Source organism: Pseudomonas sp. GNP014 (assembly GCF_054344005.1).
On sequence record NZ_JBTGUS010000001.1, the window covers coordinates 4,265,833 to 4,290,334 of the forward strand.

General features: G+C 60.2%; 21 protein-coding genes. 10 read left to right on the forward strand and 11 right to left on the reverse strand.

Annotation, left to right across the window (positions count from 1 at the left end):
* The first annotated feature begins 4 nt into the window (after positions 1-4).
* Positions 5-382 carry a response regulator gene (locus ACXX9E_RS19195; RefSeq protein ID WP_103304982.1) on the forward strand — a complete coding sequence of 126 codons (378 nt, stop codon included), beginning with the start codon at positions 5-7 and terminating at the stop codon, positions 380-382.
* Positions 383-411: 29 nt separating this feature from the next.
* Here ACXX9E_RS19195 and ACXX9E_RS19200 read toward each other — a convergent pair whose 3' ends face one another.
* From ACXX9E_RS19200 to ACXX9E_RS19210, 3 genes are all read right to left on the reverse strand, one after another.
* Entirely contained in the window at positions 412-2,082 is a 1,671-nt protein-coding gene (locus ACXX9E_RS19200; RefSeq protein ID WP_267794857.1) for a response regulator, read from the reverse strand.
* Complete coding sequence (locus tag ACXX9E_RS19205; protein WP_336346800.1) at positions 2,079-3,581, reverse strand: ATPase domain-containing protein; 1,503 nt, start codon at positions 3,579-3,581, stop codon at positions 2,079-2,081. The genes ACXX9E_RS19200 and ACXX9E_RS19205 overlap by 4 nt, the downstream gene beginning before the upstream one ends.
* A gap of 157 nt (positions 3,582-3,738) precedes the next feature.
* Positions 3,739-4,794, reverse strand: coding sequence for a tetratricopeptide repeat protein (locus ACXX9E_RS19210; protein ID WP_458555963.1), 1,056 nt, complete (start codon positions 4,792-4,794; stop codon positions 3,739-3,741).
* Between the two features lie 171 nt (positions 4,795-4,965).
* Here ACXX9E_RS19210 and ACXX9E_RS19215 point away from each other — a divergent pair, with 171 nt between their 5' ends.
* The 3 genes from ACXX9E_RS19215 to ACXX9E_RS19225 are packed head-to-tail and all read left to right on the forward strand — an operon-like array spanning position 4,966 to position 8,258.
* Positions 4,966-7,098: an FUSC family protein gene (locus ACXX9E_RS19215; RefSeq protein WP_458555964.1), complete on the forward strand. Its 2,133-nt coding sequence runs from the start codon at positions 4,966-4,968 to the stop codon at positions 7,096-7,098.
* Complete coding sequence (locus ACXX9E_RS19220) at positions 7,088-7,288, forward strand: DUF1656 domain-containing protein (protein WP_123468531.1); 201 nt, start codon at positions 7,088-7,090, stop codon at positions 7,286-7,288. Before ACXX9E_RS19215 ends, ACXX9E_RS19220 begins: the two co-directional genes overlap by 11 nt.
* A 28-nt stretch (positions 7,289-7,316) precedes the next feature.
* Entirely contained in the window at positions 7,317-8,258 is a 942-nt protein-coding gene (locus tag ACXX9E_RS19225; RefSeq protein ID WP_371921382.1) for an HlyD family secretion protein, read from the forward strand.
* A gap of 140 nt (positions 8,259-8,398) precedes the next feature.
* On the opposite strand, the gene ACXX9E_RS19230 is transcribed toward ACXX9E_RS19225, so the two are convergent.
* The 4 genes from ACXX9E_RS19230 to ACXX9E_RS19245 form a co-directional block, all read right to left on the reverse strand.
* A complete protein-coding gene (locus ACXX9E_RS19230) occupies positions 8,399-9,820 on the reverse strand; it encodes an efflux transporter outer membrane subunit (RefSeq protein WP_340132995.1) in 1,422 nt (473 codons plus the stop codon).
* A complete protein-coding gene (locus tag ACXX9E_RS19235) occupies positions 9,817-12,996 on the reverse strand; it encodes an efflux RND transporter permease subunit (RefSeq protein ID WP_123468537.1) in 3,180 nt (1,059 codons plus the stop codon). Before ACXX9E_RS19235 ends, ACXX9E_RS19230 begins: the two co-directional genes overlap by 4 nt.
* A 15-nt stretch (positions 12,997-13,011) precedes the next feature.
* Positions 13,012-14,265 carry a multidrug efflux RND transporter periplasmic adaptor subunit MexE gene (gene mexE, locus ACXX9E_RS19240; RefSeq protein WP_128616485.1) on the reverse strand — a complete coding sequence of 418 codons (1,254 nt, stop codon included), beginning with the start codon at positions 14,263-14,265 and terminating at the stop codon, positions 13,012-13,014.
* A gap of 261 nt (positions 14,266-14,526) precedes the next feature.
* The gene (locus tag ACXX9E_RS19245; RefSeq protein ID WP_458555965.1) at positions 14,527-16,266 is read right to left on the reverse strand and encodes a dipeptidase; all 1,740 of its coding nucleotides are present in this window, start codon (positions 16,264-16,266) and stop codon (positions 14,527-14,529) included.
* Positions 16,267-16,528: 262 nt separating this feature from the next.
* Here ACXX9E_RS19245 and ACXX9E_RS19250 point away from each other — a divergent pair, with 262 nt between their 5' ends.
* The 4 genes from ACXX9E_RS19250 to ACXX9E_RS19265 all read left to right on the forward strand — a co-directional run bounded on the left by ACXX9E_RS19250 (position 16,529) and on the right by ACXX9E_RS19265 (position 20,312).
* Entirely contained in the window at positions 16,529-16,744 is a 216-nt protein-coding gene (locus ACXX9E_RS19250) for a hypothetical protein (protein ID WP_422495576.1), read from the forward strand.
* 56 nt (positions 16,745-16,800) lie between these two features.
* Positions 16,801-18,042 carry an MgtC/SapB family protein gene (locus tag ACXX9E_RS19255; RefSeq protein ID WP_458555966.1) on the forward strand — a complete coding sequence of 414 codons (1,242 nt, stop codon included), beginning with the start codon at positions 16,801-16,803 and terminating at the stop codon, positions 18,040-18,042.
* Positions 18,043-18,177: 135 nt separating this feature from the next.
* Positions 18,178-19,101, forward strand: a complete 924-nt coding sequence (locus ACXX9E_RS19260) for a universal stress protein (protein WP_123468546.1) — start codon at positions 18,178-18,180, stop codon at positions 19,099-19,101.
* 299 nt (positions 19,102-19,400) lie between these two features.
* Positions 19,401-20,312 (forward strand): universal stress protein, encoded by a 912-nt coding sequence (locus ACXX9E_RS19265; protein ID WP_123468548.1) that lies wholly within the window; start codon positions 19,401-19,403, stop codon positions 20,310-20,312.
* On the opposite strand, the gene ACXX9E_RS19270 is transcribed toward ACXX9E_RS19265, so the two are convergent.
* The 4 genes from ACXX9E_RS19270 to ACXX9E_RS19285 all read right to left on the reverse strand — a co-directional run bounded on the left by ACXX9E_RS19270 (position 20,302) and on the right by ACXX9E_RS19285 (position 22,851).
* Positions 20,302-21,285, reverse strand: coding sequence for a zinc-dependent alcohol dehydrogenase family protein (locus ACXX9E_RS19270; protein WP_123468550.1), 984 nt, complete (start codon positions 21,283-21,285; stop codon positions 20,302-20,304). The two genes, ACXX9E_RS19265 and ACXX9E_RS19270, sit on opposite strands and share 11 nt — an antisense overlap.
* Before the next feature lie 24 nt (positions 21,286-21,309).
* The gene (fnr, locus tag ACXX9E_RS19275; RefSeq protein WP_186746026.1) at positions 21,310-22,053 is read right to left on the reverse strand and encodes a fumarate/nitrate reduction transcriptional regulator Fnr; all 744 of its coding nucleotides are present in this window, start codon (positions 22,051-22,053) and stop codon (positions 21,310-21,312) included.
* 195 nt (positions 22,054-22,248) lie between these two features.
* Positions 22,249-22,674: a potassium channel family protein gene (locus ACXX9E_RS19280; protein ID WP_458555967.1), complete on the reverse strand. Its 426-nt coding sequence runs from the start codon at positions 22,672-22,674 to the stop codon at positions 22,249-22,251.
* A 15-nt stretch (positions 22,675-22,689) separates the two neighbouring features.
* Positions 22,690-22,851, reverse strand: coding sequence for a BON domain-containing protein (locus ACXX9E_RS19285; RefSeq protein WP_458555968.1), 162 nt, complete (start codon positions 22,849-22,851; stop codon positions 22,690-22,692).
* A 306-nt stretch (positions 22,852-23,157) separates the two neighbouring features.
* On the opposite strand from ACXX9E_RS19285, the gene ACXX9E_RS19290 reads away from it, so the two are divergent.
* Together ACXX9E_RS19290 and ACXX9E_RS19295 are read left to right on the forward strand one after the other, a co-directional pair.
* Complete coding sequence (locus ACXX9E_RS19290; protein WP_186746028.1) at positions 23,158-23,391, forward strand: Lpp/OprI family alanine-zipper lipoprotein; 234 nt, start codon at positions 23,158-23,160, stop codon at positions 23,389-23,391.
* 77 nt (positions 23,392-23,468) lie between these two features.
* Positions 23,469-24,383 carry a universal stress protein gene (locus tag ACXX9E_RS19295; protein ID WP_123468560.1) on the forward strand — a complete coding sequence of 305 codons (915 nt, stop codon included), beginning with the start codon at positions 23,469-23,471 and terminating at the stop codon, positions 24,381-24,383.
* Positions 24,384-24,502: the final 119 nt, after the last annotated feature.

The following is a 24,502-nucleotide window of genomic DNA, read 5'->3' on the forward strand; positions in this document are numbered from 1 at the left end:
TCCCATGAGCGTAGATGCACAAGATGTAGTACTCGTCGTCGAGGACGAACCGGTTATCTTGATGATCCTGACGGATTACTTGTCGGGGCAGGGGTATCGCGTATTGCAGGCCGAAAACGGCGAGCAGGCGTTCGAAATTCTTGCGAGCAAACCGCATCTGGACATGTTGATCACCGATTTTCGCCTGCCAGGCGGCATTTCCGGCGTGCAGATCGCCGAACCCGCCGTGAAGCTGCGACCCGATCTCAAAGTGATCTTTATCAGCGGTTACCCGCAGGAAATCCGCGAGACCGGCAGCCCGATCACGCGCAAGGCGCCGATTCTGGAAAAGCCCTTCGATCTGGACGTATTGCAGGAAAAAATCCAGGAACTGCTCGCCTGACCTCATCAGCGCCCCTCTACAGGCGCTGTTCAGGTATTGATCATCTCGCGCACCTTGGCGGTGAGCAGATCGAAGGTGAAAGGCTTGGTGATCATCTGCATCCCGGAGTCGAGGAACCCGCCGCGCACGGCCGCATGCTCGGCATACCCGGTAATGAACAAGACCTTGAGGCCCGGACGGTACTGCCGTCCGACCTCTGCCAGTTGCCGGCCATTCATGCCCGGCAGGCCGACATCACTGATCAGCAGGTCGATGCGCTGGGTTGAGTTGAGGATCGGTACCGCGCCATCGGCATCGCTGGCCTCGACGAAGGCATAACCCAGTTCACTGAGCACCGCGCTGACCAGCAAGCGCACGGCCGGGTCGTCTTCGACGATCAGCACGGTTTCACCATGCAGTGCCTCGGGCGCCTGATGAGCGATGTCTTCGGAGCGCGAGAGTTCTTCACCGCGAAAGCGCGGCAGATAGAGTTTGACGGTGGTGCCCTGATCAATTTCGCTGTCGATCGAGACGTGACCACGCGATTGCTTGCTGAAACCGTAGATCATCGACAGACCCAGGCCGGTGCCCTGACCGATGGGCTTGGTGGTGAAAAACGGGTCGAACGCCCGACTGATCACACTCTGTGGCATGCCGCTGCCATTGTCGGTAACGCTGAGCATCACGTAATCGCCGGGTTCCAGGTTGTCGTAGGCCTCGGTGAGTTCGCGGTCCAGGACCTGATTGCTGGTCTCGACCACCAGTTTGCCGCCCTCGGGCATCGCGTCGCGGGCATTGAGCACAAGGTTGAGCAGAGCGCTTTCCAGTTGATTCGGATCCGCCTCGGCTACCCACAGCCGGTCATTCAGACGCATGTCCAGCTGGATGCTTTCGTTGAGGCTGCGTTGCAGCAGTTCGCCCATCGACTCTACCAGTGCGTTCATTTGCACGGCTTTGGAGTCGAGCGATTGCCGGCGGGAAAATGCCAACAGACGGTGGGTCAGGCCCGCCGCGCGGTTGGCCGAGGTGACGCCCAGGTCGATCAGGCTGTCGAGGTCATCCGTGCGCCCACGGGCCAGACGCCGACGCAGCAGTTCGAGACTGCCGATGATCCCGGTGAGCATATTGTTGAAGTCGTGGGCGATACCGCCGGTGAGCTGGCCGACCGCTTCCATTTTCTGCGACTGCCGCAAGGCTTCTTCGTTGTGCCGCAGTTGCGCGGTGCGTTCCTCGACTTGTTGTTCGAGAGTCTCCAGCGTCGATTGCAGGCGCCGTTCACTTTCACTCAGGTCGATCAGGCGGTCACGTGCCTCGTACTGTCGTCGGCGTCCGCGCAGGGCGGCCGAGACCATACTGACCAGCGTCGCCGGATGAAACGGCCGTTCAAGGAACGTCACGTTACCCAGTTGATCACTCAGGCGCGAAGACGGGCCCTGTTCCTGGCCGCCATGATGGGTCAGCAGCACGATCGGCATGTCCGACCATGCCGGTTGCTGTTCAAGGTAATCAAATAACGCCTCAAGATCCGGACCACGCAACGCTTCGGCGGCGATCAACAGCAGCCCGGCGCCGGGCTCCAGTTGCTCGCATAACGCGCCCAGATCCGGTGTGATATGGCCGCCGAAGCCCGCTTCGTTGAGGATCATCAGGGCAACCTGGCTGTCGCGACCCATGGGCGCTAGGATTAGCGCGCGTTCGGCCAGCGGTACCGACACCGTCACAATATTTCTTCCTGCAGCAGCGGGTTGCTCGCGCCAAGATAGGTGGGCACTCCGCGCAGCACGCCCTGGAAGGCATCAAGCGGTTCGCCGATGGTCATGCCCTGAGAGGAAATCCGGTATTCGCGAATGGTCGACTCATGGCTGCCGGTACGTTTCTTGATGATGGAAATCGCCCGGCGGACTTTGCCGATGGCTTCGAAGTAGCGCAGCAGGATCACCGTGTCGGCCAGGTAAGTGATGTCGACCGGGGCCTGCATGTCGCCCACCAGGCCATGCTGGGCAACGGTCATGAAGGTCGCAGCACCCTTGCGGTTCAGGTACAGCAACAACTCGTGCATGTGCAGCACCAGCGCGTTCTCTTCGGGCATGGCGGCCTGATAGCCGTTGATACTGTCGATCACCACGGTTTTGATGTCGCGCTCATCGACGCAACGCCGCACCCGGTGCGAAAACTCGCCCGGCGACAGCTCGGCGGCATCGACTTGCTCGATCAGCAGATTACCGGTGGCCTGCAGCGCCTTGAGGTCGATGCCGATATTGCGCATGCGCTCGAACAGCAGGCCCAGCTCTTCATCAAAAATGAACAGGGCTGCTTTCTCGCCCCGGCCCACGGCCGCTGCGGCGAAGATCATCGAGATCAGCGATTTACCGGTACCGGCCGGGCCGAGGATCAAGGTGCTGGAGCCGGCTTCGATACCACCTCCCAGCAAGGAATCCATCTCCTTGATGCCGCTGGTCAATTGCAGGCGCGGGTACTCACTTCGATGTTCAGCGGCCACCAGGCGCGGGAAGACATGCACGCCGTCGCCCATGATGGTGAAGTCATGGAAGCCCCCACGGTATTTTTGCCCGCGATACTTGATCACCCGGATGCGTCGACGTTCGGCGCCGTAGTTGGGTGTCAGTTCTTCAAGGCGAATCACACCGTGGGCCACGCTGTGCACGGTTTTGTCGAGGGATTCGGTGGTCAGGTCGTCGAGCAACAGAACGGTGGCGTCGTAGCGCACGAAGTAGTGCTTGATCGCCAGAATCTGTCGGCGGTAGCGCAAGGAGCTTTGCGCCAGCAGGCGAATTTCCGACAGACTGTCGAGCACCACGCGAGTCGGTTTGAAGCGCTCGACCACTTCGAAAATCTGCTTGGTCGCTTCGCCCAGTTCCAGGTCGGAAGAGTACAGCAGGCTTTGTTGATGCTCGGCATTGAGCAGGCTTTCCGGTGGCGTCAGCTCGAAGATTTCGATGTTCTCATTGAGCTCCCAGCCGTGGGACAGCGCACCTTGGCGCAACTCACGCTCGGTTTCCGACAGCGTGATGTACAAACAGCGTTCGCCAGCGCTGGCGCCGGCCAGGAGAAAATGCAAAGCGACGGTGGTTTTGCCGGTTCCGGGTTCACCTTCGAGCAAAAACACATGTCCGCGAGACAGGCCACCGGCCAGGATGTCATCCAGACCTTCGATGCCGGTAGCGGCTTTTGCACTGATCAACGCGTTAGATGTAGACAAAAAATGCCCTCTCATGACTAGGGGAGGTGAGGCGCTTTCTTGAAAGCGGTCGCCTGAAATACTTGACCCTCGTCAGGGATGGCAGTTCCGATTTTTATTTCGAGAGCCTTGAGGATGTGTGCTGAAATCCCCGCAGGCTGCGCTCTGTCGATCGTGTTCAGAGCCCTTGTTGCAACGCCGGATCATCCGGATTCAACTGTTCCAGCTGCGCCTGCAGAATCTGCACATTCTGCAGTTGCCCGCTTTCTTTCCAGTAACTGATCAGCAGCACTCGCGCTTTGCGATCGGCCGGGTGCCGCTGGACGATTTCCTGCAACTGCTTCTGCGCCGCTTCCAGCTCCTCCGCGCTGTGCAGCGTGGTAGCGAGGTCATAGCGATAATCCTTGTTGTCGGGTTCGAGCTCGACCGCTTTGGACAGGCCGAGCAGGGCATATTCGCGTTGGCCGTGGTGCAACAGCCACAGCCCGAGGGCATGTTGCAGATACGCGGAGTCGGGCTGGGCTTTCAGTTGCTGCGCGAGCAGTTGCCGGGCGGCGTCGCTCTGACCCTGGCGGTCGAGCACGTCGATCTGCATGACCAGAGCCTGCAGGTTGCCGGGCTCCAGACGCAGAGTATTGTCCAGTGCGACCTGGGCTTCTTTGAGTTCAGCGTTATGCAGGTAGAGACGCGCCAGTTGAGCGTAGGTGGCGGCGCTTTCCGGTTGCACCTTGAGCGCCTGCTCCCAACCGTCAATCGCCTGCTGCAACGGCGCGAAATACAACCCCAGTTCATCCGGCGTCAGGCCGAGCAGGGCATTGATGGCGGCAAAGCGAACGGTCTGGTCTTGATCGTCGAGCATCGGCCCCAGCAACAGGCTGCGCTGCCCGCCAGGCACCAGACCGACCACGCTGTGGATCGCCGCCAGCCGCACCTCCGGCGCTTCGTTTTGCAGGTCGGCGTCAGCCAGTTTCAAAGCCTGCGGGCTCGGATAGTTAGGCAATTCGGCGTGCAGCCAGACGCGGCGTTTGATCGACAGATCCGGTCGACCCAATTGCTGGTACAGCTGACGTGCAGCCCCCGGCTGACCGGTGCGGGCAGCGCTCAGCGCTTCGCTGTAGCCACGCCGGATGGCTTCCGGAACGACCGGGGCCGTGCTGCGCAAAGACAGCCACGCCACGACGACAACAAGCACAAGGGCAAGGCTGATTAACAGATAGCGGCGCGATGAAGACATGCAGGTTTCCGTGAACTGGCGTTTTTTTGGCAGAACGGCAAGCTTCGGTCAGCGAGCGCCATGAGTCAAACCCATACCTGCGAATCGCCCTACACGTTGCGTCGACTCTGTGAACCGTCACGCTTTCATGGCAGTGTCTACGCTAGCAGGAGTTACTTTACGAGTGTGCCCATGCAAGTGCTGTTCACTTACTTCAAAGCGGTCATTCACCCCAGCCAGGCAGTTTTGCTGTTCGCGTTGCGCACCATCGCCGCCGGCCTGCTGACGCTCTACCTGGCGTTTCTGTTTGATCTGGACCAACCGAAGTGGTCGATCATGGCGGTAGTGATCGTCAGTCAGCCCCTGGCCGGAATGGCGCTGGCGCGCAGCTTTGGCCAAGTGATCGGGACAACGCTGGGCGCTGCGGTGGCGGTGCTGATCATGGCGATTTTTCCGCAGGCGCCATTGCCGTTCATTGCCACACTGGCACTATGGCTGGCGCTGTGCACGGCTGGCGGTACGCTGTTGCGTTACACCAGCTCTCAGGCGTTTGTACTCAGTGGCTACACCGCTGTGGTGGTGGCATTGCTGGCGATTCCGGATCAGGACGGCACCTTCTTGCTGGCCGTCACACGCGTCACCGAAACCCTGCTGGCTGTGGCGTGTGTGTGCGTGGTGAGTTTGTTGACCGCGCGGCCGGAGGCGGTGGCCAAGGGGTATTTTGCCAAAGTCGATCAGGTCATCAAGCTCGCTGCCAGCCACGCCGCTGCCGTGTTGCGTACCGAAGAAAGCGACGCCGAGTTCCAGCGCCGACAAATGCAGTTGCTTGGTGAAATCAGCGCCCTCGAGGGCTTGCGTCGGCACCTGTATTTCGACGCGCCACGGTTGCGCAGTGCCAACAATCTGGTGCTGCTGTTGGGCAATCAGCTGATGTTGCTGACATCCCGGTTGACCGCGTTGCGCCATCAGCGAGAACTGCTGACCGAGCGCTGGGAGGGTGAGTTGCCGCTTGAGGTCCAGCGCCTGCGTGGTGAAGAACTGGCGCTGTTCGATCAGTTGGCGGAGCAGGGCCGATCGCTGCCCGCTGAACGGCGGCATGCCTTCGTGACGCTACAGCAACAGTTCGAAGCGCTGGCCTACGAGGCCGAACAACTCACCGAAGACATGAGCGCGACCCTGCGTTCCCTGGCATGGGCCTTGCGCTGGGAACAGGCGCGGCTGTTGCAGCAACTGGAGCAGATACTTGAGTTGAGCGATGCGATTCAGGACGGGCGCGAGGCCAGTTGCCTTCATCGCGGTCAGGCCAGCCCGCTGCATCTGGATTTCACCCTGGCGACGATGAACGCTGTCCGCGCCTTTACCGCGTTGCTGGTCGCCGGGCTGATCTGGATCGAAACCGCCTGGGATGGTGCGCGGGGCGGAATGATTCTGGTGGGCATCCTGTGTTCGCTGATGGCCACGTTTCCACGCCCGCTGATGGCGGCGCAAAGCTATGCCCGTGGCCTGGGCCTGGCGCTGCTGGTTTCCGCGCTCTATCAATTCATGCTGGTACCGGCGATCAGTGATTTCGAGCTGTTGGCGTTGTTGCTGGCACCGCTGCTGTATGTAATCGCGGTCGGCCTCTCGAGCCCGGCGACGGCGGGCATCGGCATGGGGCTGGGGCTGTCGAGTTTTCTGATGCTTGGCCCGCAGAATGTCGGCACCGGGCAGAATACGGCGATTCAATGGTTCGAATTCGCGGGCGCCTATGTCAGCGCGGCCATGCTTGCGCTGCTCGTCTACGCGTGGATTTTTCCGTTCCGTCCGGCCTGGCGTCTTCGCCGTTTGTACAACGAAGCGAGTGAGCAGGTGTACCAGTTGACGAAAGTGCCCCCCACGGATGCGGAGCAGTTTGCTTTCGAAAGTCGCATGGTCGACCGTTTGACCAGCATGCTGGGCCTGTTGCCGGCCGTGAACGACCGTGACATGCAGCAACGGTATGAAATCAGCCTGGCGTGCATCGCGCTGGGAGTGGCGATGCATCAACTGCGCCAGCAAGCGCAGAACAATGGGTTGCTCTCCGATGCCTTCAATCAGCGCCTGTCCTCGGCGTTGCGCCATACCGGGCGCTTTGTTGCCGGTCGCCCGGATGTCCGGCAAGCGCCGCTCACCGAATTGCATGCGCTGGGCGATGAGCTGGATGATCTGCACATTGCCAGTCATGAACACCTGTGGTCGGTGTTTCGCATGCGCGTGGCCCTGTTGATTGTTGTTTCATTCCTTAAGCGCCACGGCGATCAGCTGCAGCGCACCGTCCCGGAAGGAGAGCCGGCCCTTGCCCATTGATTTCGAAATTGGCGGCGTTTACCTGCCGCCCATTGCCCAGGCCCTGTTGCTGGCCATTCCGGTCTTCATGGTGCTGGACTGGGGCCTGCGACGGCTGGGGGTCTTGCGACTGGTCTGGCATGAGGCGCTGTTCGAAGGCGCTTTGTATGCCTGCGTCTGTGCCACGCTGATTCTGTTGATGGGAGCCTGATGCTTTGAAAGTGTTAGTGACGCGATTGATGACCTTGGCGGTCGTCATGCTGGCGATTGTGCTCGGCTGGTTTGCCTGGGAGCATTACACCCGTGCGCCGTGGACCCGGGACGCCCGGGTGAGGGCGGATGTGGTGACCTTGTCGGCGGATGTATCGGGGCGCATCGTCAGTCTGGCAGTGCAGGACAACCAGCATGTCGACAAAGGCCAGTTGCTGATGGAAATCGACCCCGCGCGTTACCGCCTGGCAGTCGAGCATGCGCGGCGCTCCGTTGAAGTGGCGAAGGCAACGCTGGGGCAATCCCAGGCCACGATCGTCGCCAGTGAAGCGCTGCTAAAGCAGCGCCAGAGCGAAGAACGTCGGCGGCGTATGCTGAAACAGGGGTTTGCGATCTCTGGTGAGGAGTGGGAGAAATCCAGCACTGATGTAGCGGTGGCGCAGGCCGACCTGTTGCGTAACCAGGCCAACCTCGGGCTGGCGCAAGCCAATGTGCAGTTGGCGATTGCTGCACAGACCCAGGCGGAGCTGGACTTGCAGCGCACTCGCGTCGAGTCTCCGGTCAGCGGCTATGTCACCAATCTGCTGACCCGACAAGGCGACTACGCGGTGGCCGGCGGAGCGCTGTTGGCCCTGGTTGACAGCGATAGCTTCTATGTCAGCGGTTACTTCGAAGAAACCAAGCTGCCGCGTATCGGCGAAGGTGACCGGGTGCGCATTCAGTTGATGAGCGGAGAAACCTTCGGTGGCACGGTGCAAAGCATCGCCTTCGCCATTGCCGACCGGGAGAACGCCCCGGGCAGCCGGCTGCTGGCCAACATCAACCCGAGTTACACCTGGGTGAAACTGGCGCAACGAGTACCGGTACGGATCGACATTGACGGCGACTATGCCGGCAAGAACCGGCTTCGCGCGGGCACTACGGCCACCGTTACCGTCCTGGAAAACCCAAAGCCTCAAGAAAACCACTGACCCTTGTGGGAGCGAACAGGCTTGCTCCCACAAAGTTTCACTGACTGAAAAACAGGCACAAAAAAGCCCCGCGACCGAATGATACGCGGGGCAAAAAATTGGTTGGTTGCGGCCAACCAAAGGAGCTCTTTAACAATCGTTTACTTGCTGGCTACCGTCTCCGGTTGCCAGCCGCCACCGAGGGCCTTGTAGATCGCAACGATGCCGCGATACAGATCGACTTCGGCCTGGGCCTGGCTGTCTTCGGCGTTCAGACGCTCACGCTGTGCATCGAGCAGGACGAGGAAGTCCGTGGTGCCTTCGCGGTAACGAATCTCGGCCAGTCCGGCAGCCTTGCGGCTCGATTCACTCTGGCGGATCAGCGAAATCAGGCGTTGCTGACGTTTGCCGTAATCGCTGAAAGCATTTTCCGACTCTTCCAGGGCCAGCAGCACTTGCTGCTCGTAGGTTGCCAGTGCGCCTTCGGCATCGGCATCGGCGCCGCGCAAACGGGCACGCACGCTGCCAAGGTCGAACGCCGCCCAGGTGATGCTCGGGCCGAGCGCCCAGGCGTTGGCCGCCGAGGAGCCGATTTGCGAACCGCGCCCGGCCGTCCAGCCGAGGAAACCGCTGAGGCTGACCCGTGGGAACAGGTCCGCTTTTGCCACGCCAATCCGGGCAGTCGCCGACGCCAGTTTGCGTTCGGCACTGAGGATGTCCGGACGCCGTTGCAGCAGCTCACCCGGGTCACCGATCGGCAGCGCCTTGGCAATGGCTGGCAGCTCTTTCGGGCTCAGGTCGACGGTCAGTTTGTCCGGGCGCTCACCCAGCAGGGTGGCGATACGGTTCTTCTGTCGAACCTGTTCGGCCTGCAATTGCGGCACGCTGGCTTCGACCGAGGCCAGACGCGCATCGGCACGTTCGACGTCGAGTTGATCGCCCACACCGGCGTCACGCAGGCTGATAGTGATCTTGCGCGACTCTTGCTGGTTTTCCAGGTTGGCCACGGCGATTTTTTCGCGCAGTTGCGCACCGCGCAGTTGACCGTAAGCGTCCACCAGTTCGGCAATCATGGTGACTTGCAACTGATACAGATCGGCTTCAGCCGCTTGCTGGTCAGCGTCGCTGGCCTCGAGGTTGCGCTGGATGCGTCCGAACAGGTCCAGTTCCCAGGCCATGTCCAGGCCCAGGTCGTAGCGTTCACTGTTGACCCGTTTAGTGGTCTGGCCGGGGATTTGCCCCTTGGCCAGATCACTGCTGGCGCGGCTGGTGATGGTCGGCATCGCATCGTTGCTGACGTCGTCGCGAATCGCCCGAGCGGCTTTCCAGCGAGCGAACGCCACGCGCAGTTGACGGTTGCCTTGCAGCGATTGAGTCACCAACTGGTTGAGGGTCGGATCGTCGAATTGCTGCCACCAGATGCCTTCGAATTTAGAACGGTCGAAGTTCTTTTGCCCGGCGGCGCCATCGGTGACGGCCGTGATGTTGGCCGCCTCCGTGGCTGGGGTCTTGTAGTCGGGGCCGACGGCGCAGGCACTGAGGGCCAGCACCAGCAGACTCGGCAGGAAGACTTTCAGACTCATTGTTGCGCCTCCAGTTTCATGGCCTTGGCCGCTTTGCGGGCTTCGCCGCGTTCGACGAAGTTACGGATCAGTACGTAGAACACTGGCGTCAGCAACAGACCGAAGAAGGTCACCCCGAGCATCCCGGAGAACACCGCCACACCCATGGCATGACGCATCTCGGCACCGGCACCGCTGGAGAACACCAGTGGCACCACACCCATGATGAACGCGAAGGAGGTCATCAGGATCGGCCGCAGACGCAGACGGCAGGCTTCCAGTACCGCAGCCAGCGGGTCGAGACCTTCCAGCTGTTTATCCTTGGCGAACTCGACGATCAGAATCGCGTTCTTACAGGCAAGTCCCACCAGTACGATCAAGCCGATCTGAGTGAAGATGTTGTTGTCGCCGCCGGAGATGATCACGCCGGTGATGGCCGACAGCAGGGTCATCGGTACGATCAGGATCACCGCCAGTGGCAGGCTCCAGCTTTCGTATTGTGCGGCGAGCACCAGGAACGCCAGCAGTACGCAGAGCGGGAACACGAACAGCGCGGTGTTGCCGGACAGAATCTGCTGGTAGGTCAGGTCGGTCCACTCGTAGGTCATGCCGTTCGGAAGTTCATCCTTGAGCAGTTTCTCGATGGCTTTTTCGGCCTGGCCAGAGCTGTAGCCGGGGGCTGCCGCACCGTTGATTTCAGCGGTGATGAAGCCGTTGTAGTGCATCACGCGATCCGGGCCCGAGGTGTCGCTGACCTTGATGAAGGTCGCCAGCGGGATCATTTCGCCCTTGTTGTTACGCACTTTCAGCTGGCCGATCTGGTCGGATTCGAGACGGAACTGTTGCTCGGCCTGAACGTTGACCTGATAGGTGCGCCCGAAGCGGTTGAAGTCGTTGGCATACAGCGAACCCAGGTAGATCTGCAGGGTGTCGAAGATGTCGCTGACGGCCACGCCGTGGGTCTTGGCTTTCTCGCGGTCGATGGCGGCATCGACCTGCGGCACGTTCACGGTGTAACTGGTGAACAGGCCGGCCAGTTCCGGCACGCTGTGGCTCTTGGTGATGATGTTCATGGTTTCTTTGTACAGCTCGTCGTAGCCCAGGTTGCCCCGGTCTTCGATTTGCAGGCGGAAACCACCAATGGTGCCCAGACCTTGTACCGGCGGAGGCGGGAAGATCGCCATGTACGCTTCTTGAATGTTCGCATATTGACCGTTCAGGGCGCCGGCGATGGCACCGGCGGACATGCTCGGGTCTTTACGTTCGTCGAACGGTTTCAGGGTCACGAACACGATGCCGGCATTCGGGCTGTTGGTGAAGCCGTTGATCGACAGGCCGGGGAACGCTACGGCACTTTCCACGCCTGGTTGTTTCAGGGCCAGGTCGGACATGCGCTTGATCACGTCTTCGGTGCGATCCAGGCTCGCGGCGTCCGGCAGTTGCGCGAAGGCCACCAGGTATTGCTTGTCCTGGCCGGGTACGAAACCGGTCGGCGTACTGGAGAAACCGAAGAAGGTCAGCACCATCAGGCCAGCGTACAGCAGCAGAGCGATGCCGCTGCCACGGATAACCCGGCGCACGGTGCCGACGTAGCCATGGCTGGCACGGTCGAAGAAACGGTTGAACGGACGGAACAGCCAGCCACCGAAGATCTTGTCGAGCACCTTGGAGAAGCGGTCTTTCGGTGCGTCATGGCTTTTCAGCAACACAGCGGCCAATGCCGGCGACAGGGTCAGCGAGTTGAACGCCGAGATCACGGTCGAGATGGCAATGGTCAGTGCGAACTGCTTATAGAACTGCCCGGTGAGACCGGAGATGAATGCTGCCGGCACAAACACCGCACACAGCACCAGCGCCGTCGCGATGATCGGGCCGGTCACTTCACGCATGGCGCGTTTGGTGGCCTCGACGGGTGTCAGTCCGAGTTCGATGTTCCGCTCGACGTTTTCCACCACCACGATGGCGTCGTCCACCACGATACCGATCGCCAGTACCAGGCCGAACAGTGACAGCGCGTTGAGCGAGAAACCGAACAGGTGCATGACCGCAAACGTACCGATCAACGATACCGGCACCGCCACCAGTGGAATGATCGAGGCGCGCCAGGTCTGCAGGAACAGGATCACCACCAGTACCACGAGGATCAGTGCTTCGAAGAGGGTGTGAACCACCGCCTCGATCGAGCCGCGCACGAAGATCGTCGGGTCATAGACGATGCTGTAGTCCATGCCTTGCGGGAAGCCTTTTTTCAGCTCTTCCATCTTGCCGCGAACTTCGTTCGAGATGTCGATGGCGTTGGAGCCAGGGCGCTGGAAGATCGGGATTGCGACCGCCGGCTGGTTGTTCAGCAACGAACGCAGGGCGTATTGGCTGGAGCCCAGTTCAACGCGAGCGATGTCCTTGAGGCGGGTGATTTCACCATTGTCGCCTGCGCGAATGATGATGTTCTCGAACTCTTCCTCGGAGACCAGACGGCCCTGAGTGTTGACCGACAGCTGGAAGCTTTGGGCATTCGGGGCAGGGGGCGCACCCAATTGACCGGCCGCGACCTGGCGGTTCTGTTCACGGATCGCCGTGACCACATCGGTCGCAGTCAGATTGCGCGAAGCAGTCTTGTTCGGATCGAGCCAGACGCGCAGCGAGTAGTCGCCCATGCCGAACAGTTGCACGTCACCGACACCACCCAGGCGAGCGAGCTCATCCTTGATGTTGAGGATCGCGTAGTTGGACAGATAGAGCATGTCGTAGCGCTTGTCCGGGGAGGTCAAGTGCACAACCATGGTCAGGTCGGGCGATGCCTTGTCGACGGTGATACCGATGCGCGTCACTTCTTCTGGAAGCTTCGGCTCGGTCCGGGTCACCCGGTTTTGTACCTGCACCTGCGCGTTGTCCAGGTCAGTGCCCAGGGCGAAGGTGATGGTCAGGGTGATCTTGCCGTCGGCGGTCGACTGCGAGGACATATACAGCATGTTCTCGACGCCGGTGATGGCCTGCTCCAGCGGAGCGGCCACGGTTTCACCGATGACTTTAGGGTTGGCGCCCGGGAAGTTGGCACGTACCACCACGGTTGGCGGCACGACTTCCGGGTATTCGCTGATCGGTAACTGGAACAGCGAGATCGCACCGGCGATCAGGATCAGCAGCGACAGCACCGCTGCGAAGATCGGCCGTGAAATGAAGAATTGGGAAAAATTCATCGGAGTTGTCGTCCCTTAACCGCGTGGGGTCGTAGCAGCCAGCTTCACAACCGAACCGGACGCGCCTTTGGCAGGGGCGACTTTGGGCAGGTTGCTGGCTTCCAGCGCTTGACGTTGTTGAGCCAGGGCGGCAATGGTTTGCTCGCTGGCCATCGGGATTACTTCAGGGGTGACCGGAGAACCCGGACGTACTCGCTGCAGACCCTTGACGATGATCGTGTCGTCTTTGTTCAGGCCAGTACGGACGATGCGCAGGCCTTCGATCTTCGGACCCAGTTCAACAGCGCGGTAGGCGGTCTTGTTGTCCGCATCCATCACCAGCACGAACTTCTTGCCCAGGTCAGTACCGACCGCTTCGTCATTGATCAGCATGGCGTTGTAGGTGCCGCTGCCGACCAGTTTCAAGCGTGCGTACAGGCCCGGGGTGTAGGTGCCGTCGCTGTTGTCGAACACCGCACGACCACGGATGGTGCCGGTTTTCGGGTTGACCTGGTTGTCGACGAAGTTCATCTGGCCGAGGTGCGGGTTGCCGTCTTCATTGGACAAGCCCATGTACACCGGGGTAGTGGCGCCGCGTTGACCGTTACGGGCTAACTGGGTGTATTTGAGGAACACGCGCTCGTCGGCGTCGAAGTAGGCGTAGACCTTGTCGGTGGACACGACACTGGTCAGCGCTGTGGTGTCGGCGGTCACCAGGTTGCCGGCGGTGATCTCGGCACGGCTGACGCGGCCACTGATTGGCGCGGTCACGCGGGTAAAACTCAGGTTCAGTTTGGCCAGGTCCAGTTGCGCTTGCAGGGCGCCGACGGCGGCGCGGGCCTCTTGCGCAGCGCTGGTGCGCGAGTCGGCCAGTTCGGCAGAGATGGCGTTGCTGGCACGCAGGCGTTCGCCGCGGCCGGCTTCGTTTTCACTGCGGGTGGCGTTGGCGCGGGCCTGGGCGACCAGGGCTTCGAGGCGGCGGACCTCGGCCTGGAACGGACGTGGGTCGATCTGGAACAGCAAATCGCCTTTCTTGACCAGCGCACCTTCGGTGAAGGCGACGTCGTCGATCTGGCCGGAGACCCGTGGACGGATTTCAACGGTTTCCGGTGCCTCGAGGCGCCCGGTGAATTCGTCCCACTCGTTGACCGGTTGTTCCAGCACCTTGGCCACGCTGACTTTCGCTGCGGGCATGGTGGCGGCAGTCTCCGGAGTCTTGCCGCAAGCGCTCATCACCAGCACGGCCAACAGGGCCAACGGGAAGCGCAAATGTTTGAGTGACTGTTCCATGGATGCATCCGCCAATGTATTGAAGATGGGCGGATGATGCTCGGCGAGGTGTGATGGCACGAATCGAATGAAGCAAAGGTAACTATCATTCGGAATGATATAAGGCTCGAGCGAGCCCTCTAGCATGCACCTTTCGTTAGGTGGCTATCAATCGGTTTGATGGTCATTCTGTGTTGCCTGCTGCGCAACGATGAGCGGCGAGGATTATCCGGCGATTAAAAAACTGTGGCGAGGGAGTCAGCTTCCTCGCCACAAATGCTGTTAAAGCTTCGGTAACTGGCCGATCCGGCCCATCATTTCCGTGACGATCTGCAGATCGAGCTGGAATTGATCGACGGTCTTGAATTCACCGTCGGTGTGGCCGGTGTACTTGACCTCCGGGCGCGCCAGACCGAATTGCACGCCATTTGGCAACTCATGCACCGACGTCGCCCCAGCGGACGTGCCGAACTCGTGTTTCATACCGAGGTTTTCCGTCGAGACCGCCAGCAGCGCCTTGACCCATTCGCCCTCAGGATTGCGATACATCGGTTCGGCAATCGAATAGTCGAAGGCGACGGCAACGTGATTCTTCTTGCTCCACGCTGCCAGTTTGTCGGCGATTTCAGCCTTGAGCTTCTCCGGCGATTTGCCCTTCGGAACGCGCAGGTTGACCGCGAGTTTGAAGGCGTTGTCGTCCATTGCGACGTAAGTCAGCGAAGTGGTCAGCGGCCCCATGAAGGAATCGGAGAAACCGACGCCCAGTGTGTTGCCGAGGTAATCCAGGCCCCAGTTGTCGGCGGCGTACCGCGCGGCATCGGTGATGTGGTTGTGCTTGAACGCGACTTTGCCATCAAGGCTATTGATGAAGACCAGCATCCGCGCCACCGGATTGACCCCGGATTCCGGCTCGGAGGAGTGGGCCGACACCCCGGTCACCGTCAGCAAGACATTGTTGCCGTCAACCTTGGCGTTCACCTGGAAATTGCCGCCGTTGCGTTTGGCGAATTCGGTACCGGCCTTTTGCAGGCTGGCGGCCAGTGCGGCCGGTTTATCGCTGACAATCGTGGCGACGGATGCGGAAGGGATCTGGTTAGTCGCCAGACCGCCGGTCATCGAGATGATTTCCGCACCTTTGCCTTCACCTTTGCGCTTGGCAAATTCGGCCATCACCGTGCCGTAGCCTTTCTCGGCAATCACCACCGGGTATCCGCCATCCAGCGCCAGGTTGTAGTTGGGCGTCGGGTTGCGCTCGAAATAGTACGGGATCGCGTCGCCGGTGGTTTCTTCGGTGGTGTCCACCAGCAACTTGAAGTTGCGGGCCAGTGGCAGTTTTTCGTCCTTGATGACTTTCATCGCGTAGAGCGTGACCACGATACCGTTCTTGTCATCCTCGGTGCCGCGACCATACATGCGGTCGCCGATCAGCGTGATCTTGAACGGATCGAGGCGGGTGCCATCCTTGAGCACCCAGTTTTCCGGCGTTACCGGCACCACGTCGGCATGCGCGTGAATGCCGACGACTTCATCGCCAGCGCCGTTGAGCGAGATCTCATACACGCGGTTGTCGATGTTGCGGAAATTCAGATGGAAGGACTCTGCCAGGCTCTTGATCTTCTCGCCGATCTTGATGAATTCCGGGTTGTCGTGCTGGGCAACGCCGTCCTTGCGATAGGTCGGGATCTCCACCAGCTCACGCAGCGTCTCGGTGGCGGCTGCGCTGTATTTCACGCGGGCATAGAGGCCGAGCAGGCGATAGATTTCGTTCTGCTGCTCAGCCGTCAGCGTTTTGTTATCCAGAAAGGCGCCAATGGCCGGGCCAATGGCGGCAGTCCTGGCCAGATCGCTCTTGGCCAGGCTGGTCAGGAACTGGCGGAAATCTGTAGTCGTTTCGGCGCTGTAGGCCTTGAGGATTTCAGCACTTTGCTGCGGAGTAATGTTGGCCTGGGCCGGTGCAGTGAAAGCCGCAAGCCCGGCCAGCATCAAGGTGGTGGCAGCCAGTTGTTTGAAAGGGAAATTCATACGAAGGGCATTCCTTTGCAGGGCAGTAAAGGGAGAGTGTCTCAACGCTGAGACACATACACTTACAAACTAACACCGTGCCAGAGCCTTGCGGGAGCCCTGAAACGGGATCTGTCGCACAGAAATGCAAAAGGGACGCACAAATGAAAAAGCCAAGGCATCCACGGATTGTTGACCATTATCAACTTCCGGTCTGCAGTCCCGGCGCAAGCTCTGCCCAGTGCCGAGAATGCGGTCGACCTGCCGTTTGATCGAGGTTTCCATGAACATCAGGATCACAGAAAGACAAGCACCCCATGGCTGGGTCGTGCATCTGGATGACTGGGACGTAAACTTCAAGCATCTGGACGCGGCGCAAGACTTCGCAGGCCTGCTTCAGGCACGCATCGACGCGCCCCACGTCTGGCCCAACGCCTTCGGTCAGACGTTGCCCGCAGAGCCGGTTGTCACTCAGCGCTTGGGCGAGTGCGTTGAATGATCGCGCTGAGGTGACCGCAGGGCTGCGCTTAAAACCTCTGCCGGGTGCTACAGACCATGAATGAACTCTTCGATCTCTCTGGTGCAGCGGCAGCGCTGGGGATCGGCCTGCTCATTGGTCTTGAGCGTGAGCGGCACAAAGGCAGCGGCGCTACACGTGACAGCGCCGGATTGCGCACGTTCGCCATTACCGCGTTGCTGGGATATGTCTCGCTGCAGGTCGGCGCGGCTCTGCTGCTGGGGATCATGGCGACCTGCGTGACCTTGCTGATCACCGTCGCCTATTGGCGCAGCCTGAGCGACGACCCGGGGGTGACCAGCGAAATAGCCTTGCTTACGGTGTTGGTGCTCGGCGCGTTGTGTGGCACCGCACCCGCGCTGGCAATAGCCATTGGCGTGGTCATCGCGGGGTTGCTGGCCTATCGCGACAAGCTGCATCACTTTGCCAACAGCCAGTTGAGCGAAGTCGAGATGCGCGACGGCCTGGTTTTGCTGATCGCGGCGCTGGTGGTGCTGCCATTGGCACCAGGCCGTTACATCGGCCCTTACGCGGCGATCAATCTGCGCACGATTTGTACCCTGACGGTTTTGCTGATGCTGGTGGGGGCGATCGGCCATGTCGCCGTGCGCACCTTGGGCACTCGCTATGGTTATGTGGTCAGCGCAATTGCCTCCGGATTCGCCTCCAGTACGGTGACGATTGCCACCATGGGCCAACGGGCAAGCCTTGAGCCGGCCAACATCAGGACCCTCGGCGCGGCCGCAATCTTCTCTAATCTTGCCACGGTGATTCAGGTCGGGCTGATCCTCGCCACCGTTGATCCCAGTCTACTGCGCAGCGTGTGGGCGCCGTTGTGTTGCGGGTTGCTAGCCACGGCGTTGTACGGCGTCTGCCTGATGTTTCCCGACCCGGGGAGGGGAGCGAGCAGCGAGCCGATCAAGTCCGCAGGGGCATTTAATCTCAAGCTCGCCTTGGTCGTGACACTGACCATGACCGGTATCACGCTGGTGTCGTCGGCGATGCTCAGCCACTTTGGCCAGGTGGGCGTGATGCTCACGGCGACATTGACCGGCTTCGCCGACGCGCATTCCGCCACGGCCTCGGTTGCCAGCCTGGCCAAGGCCGGGCTGTTGCCTTACGACGCGATCGCTGCGCCTGCGCTGATCGCCGTCAGCAGTAACTCGGTGAGCAAATGCGTAGTGGCCTGGGTCAGCGGCGGCAAACGCTTTGCCGCTTATGTGATTCCCGGCCAGCTATTGCTGACGCTGGCGATGTGGGCAGGCACCTTGTTGCTCTAATTGATCGAAGTGGTCTTTTGCTCGGGTGATGTCCACCGATCCGTGCAGTTGCTGACAAAGATCAATTTGCCAGCGGCCGTAGCGTTCACGCTGAAGGTCTGTTTCCTTCTGGCTGGCCACGTGCCGAGGTATCCCATGTCGCAAACTCAGCGTTTACTGTTGATTGCTCCGCCCGCCATGGAACGCACGCCGGCGTTCGAGCGCGCCGCCGCGCTGGCGCAGGCCATGCAAGTGCCGCTGCACATCGTGGCCTTCGATTATGTGCAGGCGCTGGCGGTGGCCGGACTGTTTGCTCCTGAGCAAATCCGCCTGGCCCGCGATGGTTATCTGCGCACTCATCGGCAGTGGCTCATAGAACAGGCGTCGTTGCTGGCAAGGCATCACATCACGGTCACCACCGAAGTGGTCTGGGTTCAGGATCCCTTTGCCGAGATCCTGCAGTTCATCAACGAGATGCCGGTGATATTGATCATCAAGGATGCCCGGCACGAATCCGCGCTGGAGCGGGTGTTCTATACACCGCTGGATTGGCAATTGTTGCGCGATTGCCCCGTGCCGGTGCACCTGGTGACCAGTGACACCCATCCACGCCCGCGCAATGTACTGGCCATCGTCGATGTCTTGCGTAGCGAAGAACAGGATTGCCTGTTCAATGATCAGATCATTGATGCAGCCACCCGGCTGGCTGAGCAATGTGATGCCAGCCTTGAACTGTTGCATGTGTATGACTGGGCGGCGGTTTACGCCACGGACATCGGGTTCGGCGCCTTGCCGTTGGCTACCGGGATCTATGAGGCGCTGGGCAGTGCGCAGCATGAGGCGTTTGCGGCCTTGGCCGAACGTCACGGCGTACCGGACGCGTGCCGGCATTTCATCGAGGGTGCGCCGGTGCCGAGTATCTGCGGGTTCGCCCTCGAGCATCAGGTTGACGTGATTGTCATGGGAACGGTGCAGCACCACGGTTTGAGCAAATTGCTCGGCACCACCGCCGAACAGTTGCTGCATCGAGCACCGTGCAGTGTGTTGGCCATCAAGCCGCAGCAAACCCTACAGTCCTGAAACGAGATCGCTCCAAGTATTACGGCGATGAATGCCGTGCGCTGTTTATTGTCAGTGGCCATCTACTGGTCGGGCAGGGCGAGAACGCGCATGTGCCTGGATTCGCGGGGCAGGCGCTTGATGAAGTTGTATTCGCGCTGACTGATCCTTTTCTGTGAGAGGGCGGATCAATTGGCGGTCGTCCTTTTCCATGGTGTTCTTCATTGGCAACGGTTTGATGTAAATCAACGTCAGGCAGGGAGGCAGGCGCAGTCTTGAACCTACCGGCCCAAAGCGCCGGTGCCGAGCCGAGGTGTGTAATGGGTCAATATCAACGTCTGTTGCTGGTCGCTGACCAGACGCTGCATCAATCTCCGGCGATGCTGCGTGCTATCGCGCTGGCCAAGGCGAACGGAGCGGCGCTGGATGTGCGGGCCTTCGTCGAGCCGGTACCGTTTACGCACTTATGGGAGGACAAAATCGATGGGGTGGATGCACAGCGCTATCAGCACCGCTATCGTCGCTGGGTAGCCGAGGAGCTCGAGCAACTCAACGCCCATGGACTGAATGTGACGGTGGACGTGATCTTCACCAGCCATCCGCTGCTGGAAATCCTGAAAGCCGTCAAGGCACTGAAGTCCGAACTGGTGATCAAGGATGTGACGCTGGAACCGGCGCTCAAACGCGTCTTCATCACGCCGCTCGATTGTCACTTGCTGCGTGAGTGCCCGGTTCCCTTGCACTTGGTCAATCACATCCGGTACGCATTGCCGCATCGCGTGGTAGCCGCGGTGGATCCGTTTGATCCAGCGACACAAATCAGCGGTTTGAACGACACGATCATCCAGACCGCGAATGCGCTGGCATTGCAATGCGACGTCCCGCTGCACCTGTTGTATGCCTACGACTTGTCAGCGGCGTTCAATGGCGATGCGCCGATGGTCACTGGCGGCTGGAGTGGCGATTTTGCCAGCGAGTTACGCGAATCCCTGCATCTTGCCTTCGTCACGCTGGCAGAGCGGTATGGCGTGCCGCCAGAGCGCCGGCACTTCGTCATGGGCCATCCGGTGCAGGTGATCAGTGAGTTTGTCGAAGAGTATCTGGCCGACGTGGTGGTCATGGGGACGGTGCATCGGGTGGGCGTCGATCGCTTGATCGGCAGCACCACCGAACGCGCCTTGTATTCGGTGCCGGGGAGCATTCTGGCAGTCAGGCACGTGGTCACGGTGTGAGCACAATCGCCCCGTTGAATTGCCCCGCTCGTAAAAATGCCAAGGCCTGGTTGGCGTCCTCCAAAGCAAACCGGGTGACGTCACAGTGCACGGGCGTGTGTTGAAGCTCCTGGAAAAACGCAATACCGTCTTCGCGGGTCAGGTTGGCCACCGAGCGGACACTGCGCTCACCCCATAACAAACGATACGGGAACGTCGGGATGTCGCTCATGTGAATCCCGGCACACACCACGCAGCCGCCCTTGTCCGTCACCGCCAGCGCCGCCGGCACCAGTGCGCCCACCGGCGCAAAGATCAGGCTGGCATCGAGCAGGTGTGGTGGCGGCTGATCGGATGGTCCGGCCCATTCTGCGCCCAGGGAGCGGGCATAGGCTTGTCCGATGTCGTCCTCGGGACGGGTAAACGCGTAGACCTTCTGGCCGCGTCCGAGCGCCACCTGAATCGCCAGGTGTGCCGCAGCGCCGAACCCGTAAAGTCCCAGATGCTTCGCGCCACGAGCCATTTGCAGCGCACGAAAGCCGATCAGTCCGGCACACAGCAGGGGCGCAGCTTGCTGGTCTGAGAGCGTCTCGGGAAGGGCAAAGCAAAAACGCGGATCGGCAACCGTGTACTCCGCGTAGCCGCCGTCCAGCTGACAACCGGTGAACCGCGCCTGATCGCACAGGTTCTCCCGACCCGAACGACAGAACCCGCACTCGCCGCATGTCCAGCCCAGCCAGGGCACGCCGACCCGTCGGCCGATCCAGTCAGGCCTTACATCCTGGCCCACCGCCGTGACCTCACCGACTATTTCGTGGCCCGGCACCCGTGGGAATACGGCTTGCGGTAACTCACCGTCGAGCAAGTGCAGGTCGGTGCGACAGACGCCGCAGGCCAGCACTTTGAGCAGGATCTGATCGGAGGCGGGTATCGGGACAGGTCGCTCTTCGCGTTGCAAGGGTTGGCCGGGGGCGTGCAGCACCATGGCGCGCATGATCAACCTCCGTTGCAGACGGGGTCAGTGAGTCTGGCGATTACAGCCGGACACCATCTGCTTGAGGCCGTCCAGGTTTTGGATTTTTACGTTGCGCCCGGCGATCTCCACCAGCCCCTGGTCGCGCAAGTGGGCGATGCCACGACAGATCGTCTCCAGACGCAGCCCAAGGTAGGAGCCGATTTCTTCGCGGCGCATTTTCAGCACGAACTCTTTGGAGGAATAGCCACGAGAGCTCAGGCGTTGCGAGAGGTTGAGCAGGAATGCCGCCAGGCGCTCATCGGAGTTCATGTTACCCATCAGCATCAACATGCTGTGGTCGCGGACGATTTCCCGGCTCAGCAGTTTATTGAGGTTGTGTTGCAGGGAAGGGAGGCTCTGCGCCAGTTTTTCCAGCTGCGCGAAGTGGATCGGGCAGACTTCGCTGTCTTCCAGGGCGTATGCAGTGCATGCATGCTCATCGGCACTGATGGCGTCCAGACCGAGCATTTCGCCAGGGATGTGAAAACCGGTCACTTGCTCGCGGCCATCGACGGACAACACGCTGGTCTTGAAGGAGCCTACGCGCACGGCGTACAGCGAGCGCAATGGGTCCCCGGCACGGTACAGGGCGGCGCCTTTCCTGACCTTTAAACGCTGGACAATCAGGGTGTCGAGCCGCTCGACCTCCGCCCCGTCCAGGCCGATCGGCAGACACAACTCAAGTACGCTGCAGTTGGAGCACGCTGCCTTGAGACATAACGCCGGCGGGGGAGATGTTTCGTGCATGAGGAAGACGCCACGAGGGGGTGTGGTAAGCATAGGTCTCTTAGCTTCGCACGTGCTTTTCATTTGGCCTTCCACCGTGATTACGGACGAACGGGGCCACCCGGTTTCAGGGGGGCGTGGGCAACTTCGTCTCTATTGAGCTTGAGGACTGGTCGCAAGGTTTGATGTAGATCAGGTCTTGTGCGTATTGAACGGCTATTTGCTCTTCCAGTATTTTTGCATTTCGAGGAACAGGAATGACGCGGTCCAGGTGATCAGCACCAGTCCCGTCAAGGCCTCCAGGCCAGTGAGATACTTGAGATCGCCAACCGGGGAGATGTCACCAAAACCAATGGTGGTGTAGGTAGTGAAGGAGAAATACACGCAATCCATGTAAGAACCGTCGAAACTGCCCGTCAGGCGCCCCCATTCACCGGAGCGCGACATCAGAAAGTAAACCACGGCGAAGCACCAGACCTCGATGGCATGGGCCAGCAGCCCGCCAAACACCCCGGCAACGATGCGAAAACGGCTCCAGTTTTTCAGTTTCGGCAGCCAGTCGTTCAGGCGTAACAAACACTCGTAATGAATCAACACGGCAGTGATCACCACCAAGGTGTTGATCAAAGTGACGACCAGCATCGTGACTCTCCAGCATCAAGTGGTAATCGAAGCCGGGGTGCTCGGAGAATTGAACTCACGCCAGCACAAATGATCTTCGACTCTCGTCACGCCTCGCACTGACCAAGCCGCTGGTTCAACGTTCTGGCGCTCACGCCACAGGTGGCCCCGGCCTTCGAGCGTGACCACGTTCTCCACACTGACTCCGATGTCGGCGGCGTTGATGTCTGGCTGAATCCGAGCTCTTCCAAAATGCTTTTGCGCAGATTCAAATCGCTCATGACGGCGCTCTCTCTTCTGAAAGGTTGTTCATGTTCGGCGAATGCCGGTCAGTCTTTTTCTACGCCTGAGCGGCGGAGCTTCATTGAGATAGATCAACAACGCCCGTTTGCACGGCCATCCACCGATGCCGTCATTAGTTGACAAAAATCAGAGTCGGTAGCGGACATCGCCAGATACTCAGACTATCGACTTAGCAATGTCGCAACCAATCAAGGGGAAACCATGAACATGCGCTTGTCCATCATCGTGCTGAGTATCCTGTTGGCTACAACCACCGGATGCAGTAACCGCCATGCTCAGGAAACCGATGCACGACTTGAGTCTGCCGAAGACAATGCGGCAACGGCACGTTTGCGGGCCGATGAAGCGATATTGAAGGCTGAACAGGCACAGCGTACAGCCGATGACGCCAATGAGCGCGCCAAGCGGATGGCTGAAAAGGCAGCGCGTAAATAGTTGGCGATTGCTTCAAACCGGACACGGACGTCGGGCTGGCAACCAGGCCGGCATAGCACTGCCAGCAGAGGTACGTGATGTTCAAACTGAAGCGGATTCTGTTGATTGCCCCCACCGAGATGACCCGCACCCCGGCGTTTGATCGAGCCCAGGCATTGGCCCAGGCCAGCGGAGCGTTGTTGCACATTGTTGCGTTCGATTACGTCCAGGCTCTGGCGGTAGCCGGTTTGTTCGACCACAAAGCCATGGCGCAGGCGCGCGAGGGTTACTTGCAGGTGCATCGGCAGTGGCTGGAACAGCAAGCCCGGTTTGAGCGCGGCAGCGGCGTGCAAGTGACGACCGAAGTGGTTTGGGCAAAGTCGACACCGGCGCATGTGCTTGAGTACGTCAATGACTTCCACGCCGATCTGGTGATCAAGGATGCCCACCATGTCCCGGCGCTTGATCGGGCGTTTCATCAACCACTGGACTGGTTGTTGCTGCGAGATTGCCCCGCCTGTTTGCACCTGGTGACCGACGCCGTAAACCCGAAACCGTTGAAGATCCTGGCGGCGGTGGACCTGTCCCATCTCGAGGACCTGACTCAAGGCCTGAACGACCGCATTCTCGGTCTGGCCTCGAGATTGGCCAGGGCCTGCGGTGCCTCGCTGCACCTATTGAACGTGAGTAACTGGTCGGTGGTGGGCGATGCCGCAATGAGTGTGCCGAACCTGAGTCTGGATCACAGTTTGCGCGAGGCGATCAACGACACTCAGGAAGAAGCCTTCGAAGCGCTGGCCGAGCGCTATGGTCTTGATGAAAGTCACCGACATCTGCTGACCGGTGTCCCGTATCGGGTGATCGAGTTATTCGCCCGGCAAAATGCATTCGACCTGGTGGTGCTGGGCACGTCTTACCATCACGGGCTCGACGGCTTTATTGGCGGCACGGCGGAAAGCCTGGTCAACCGGGCGCCTTGCAGCTTGATGATGGTCAAGCCTTCCGCCGTCTGACCGTTCTGGCATCCGCCGTTGATAAAAATCAACTGGCCCAAGACCCAAAAGAGTGATCGCTGGCGCGCCGCCCGTGCGGACTCACGGGCAAGACGTACCGATTCGCGCCGATGCGGATC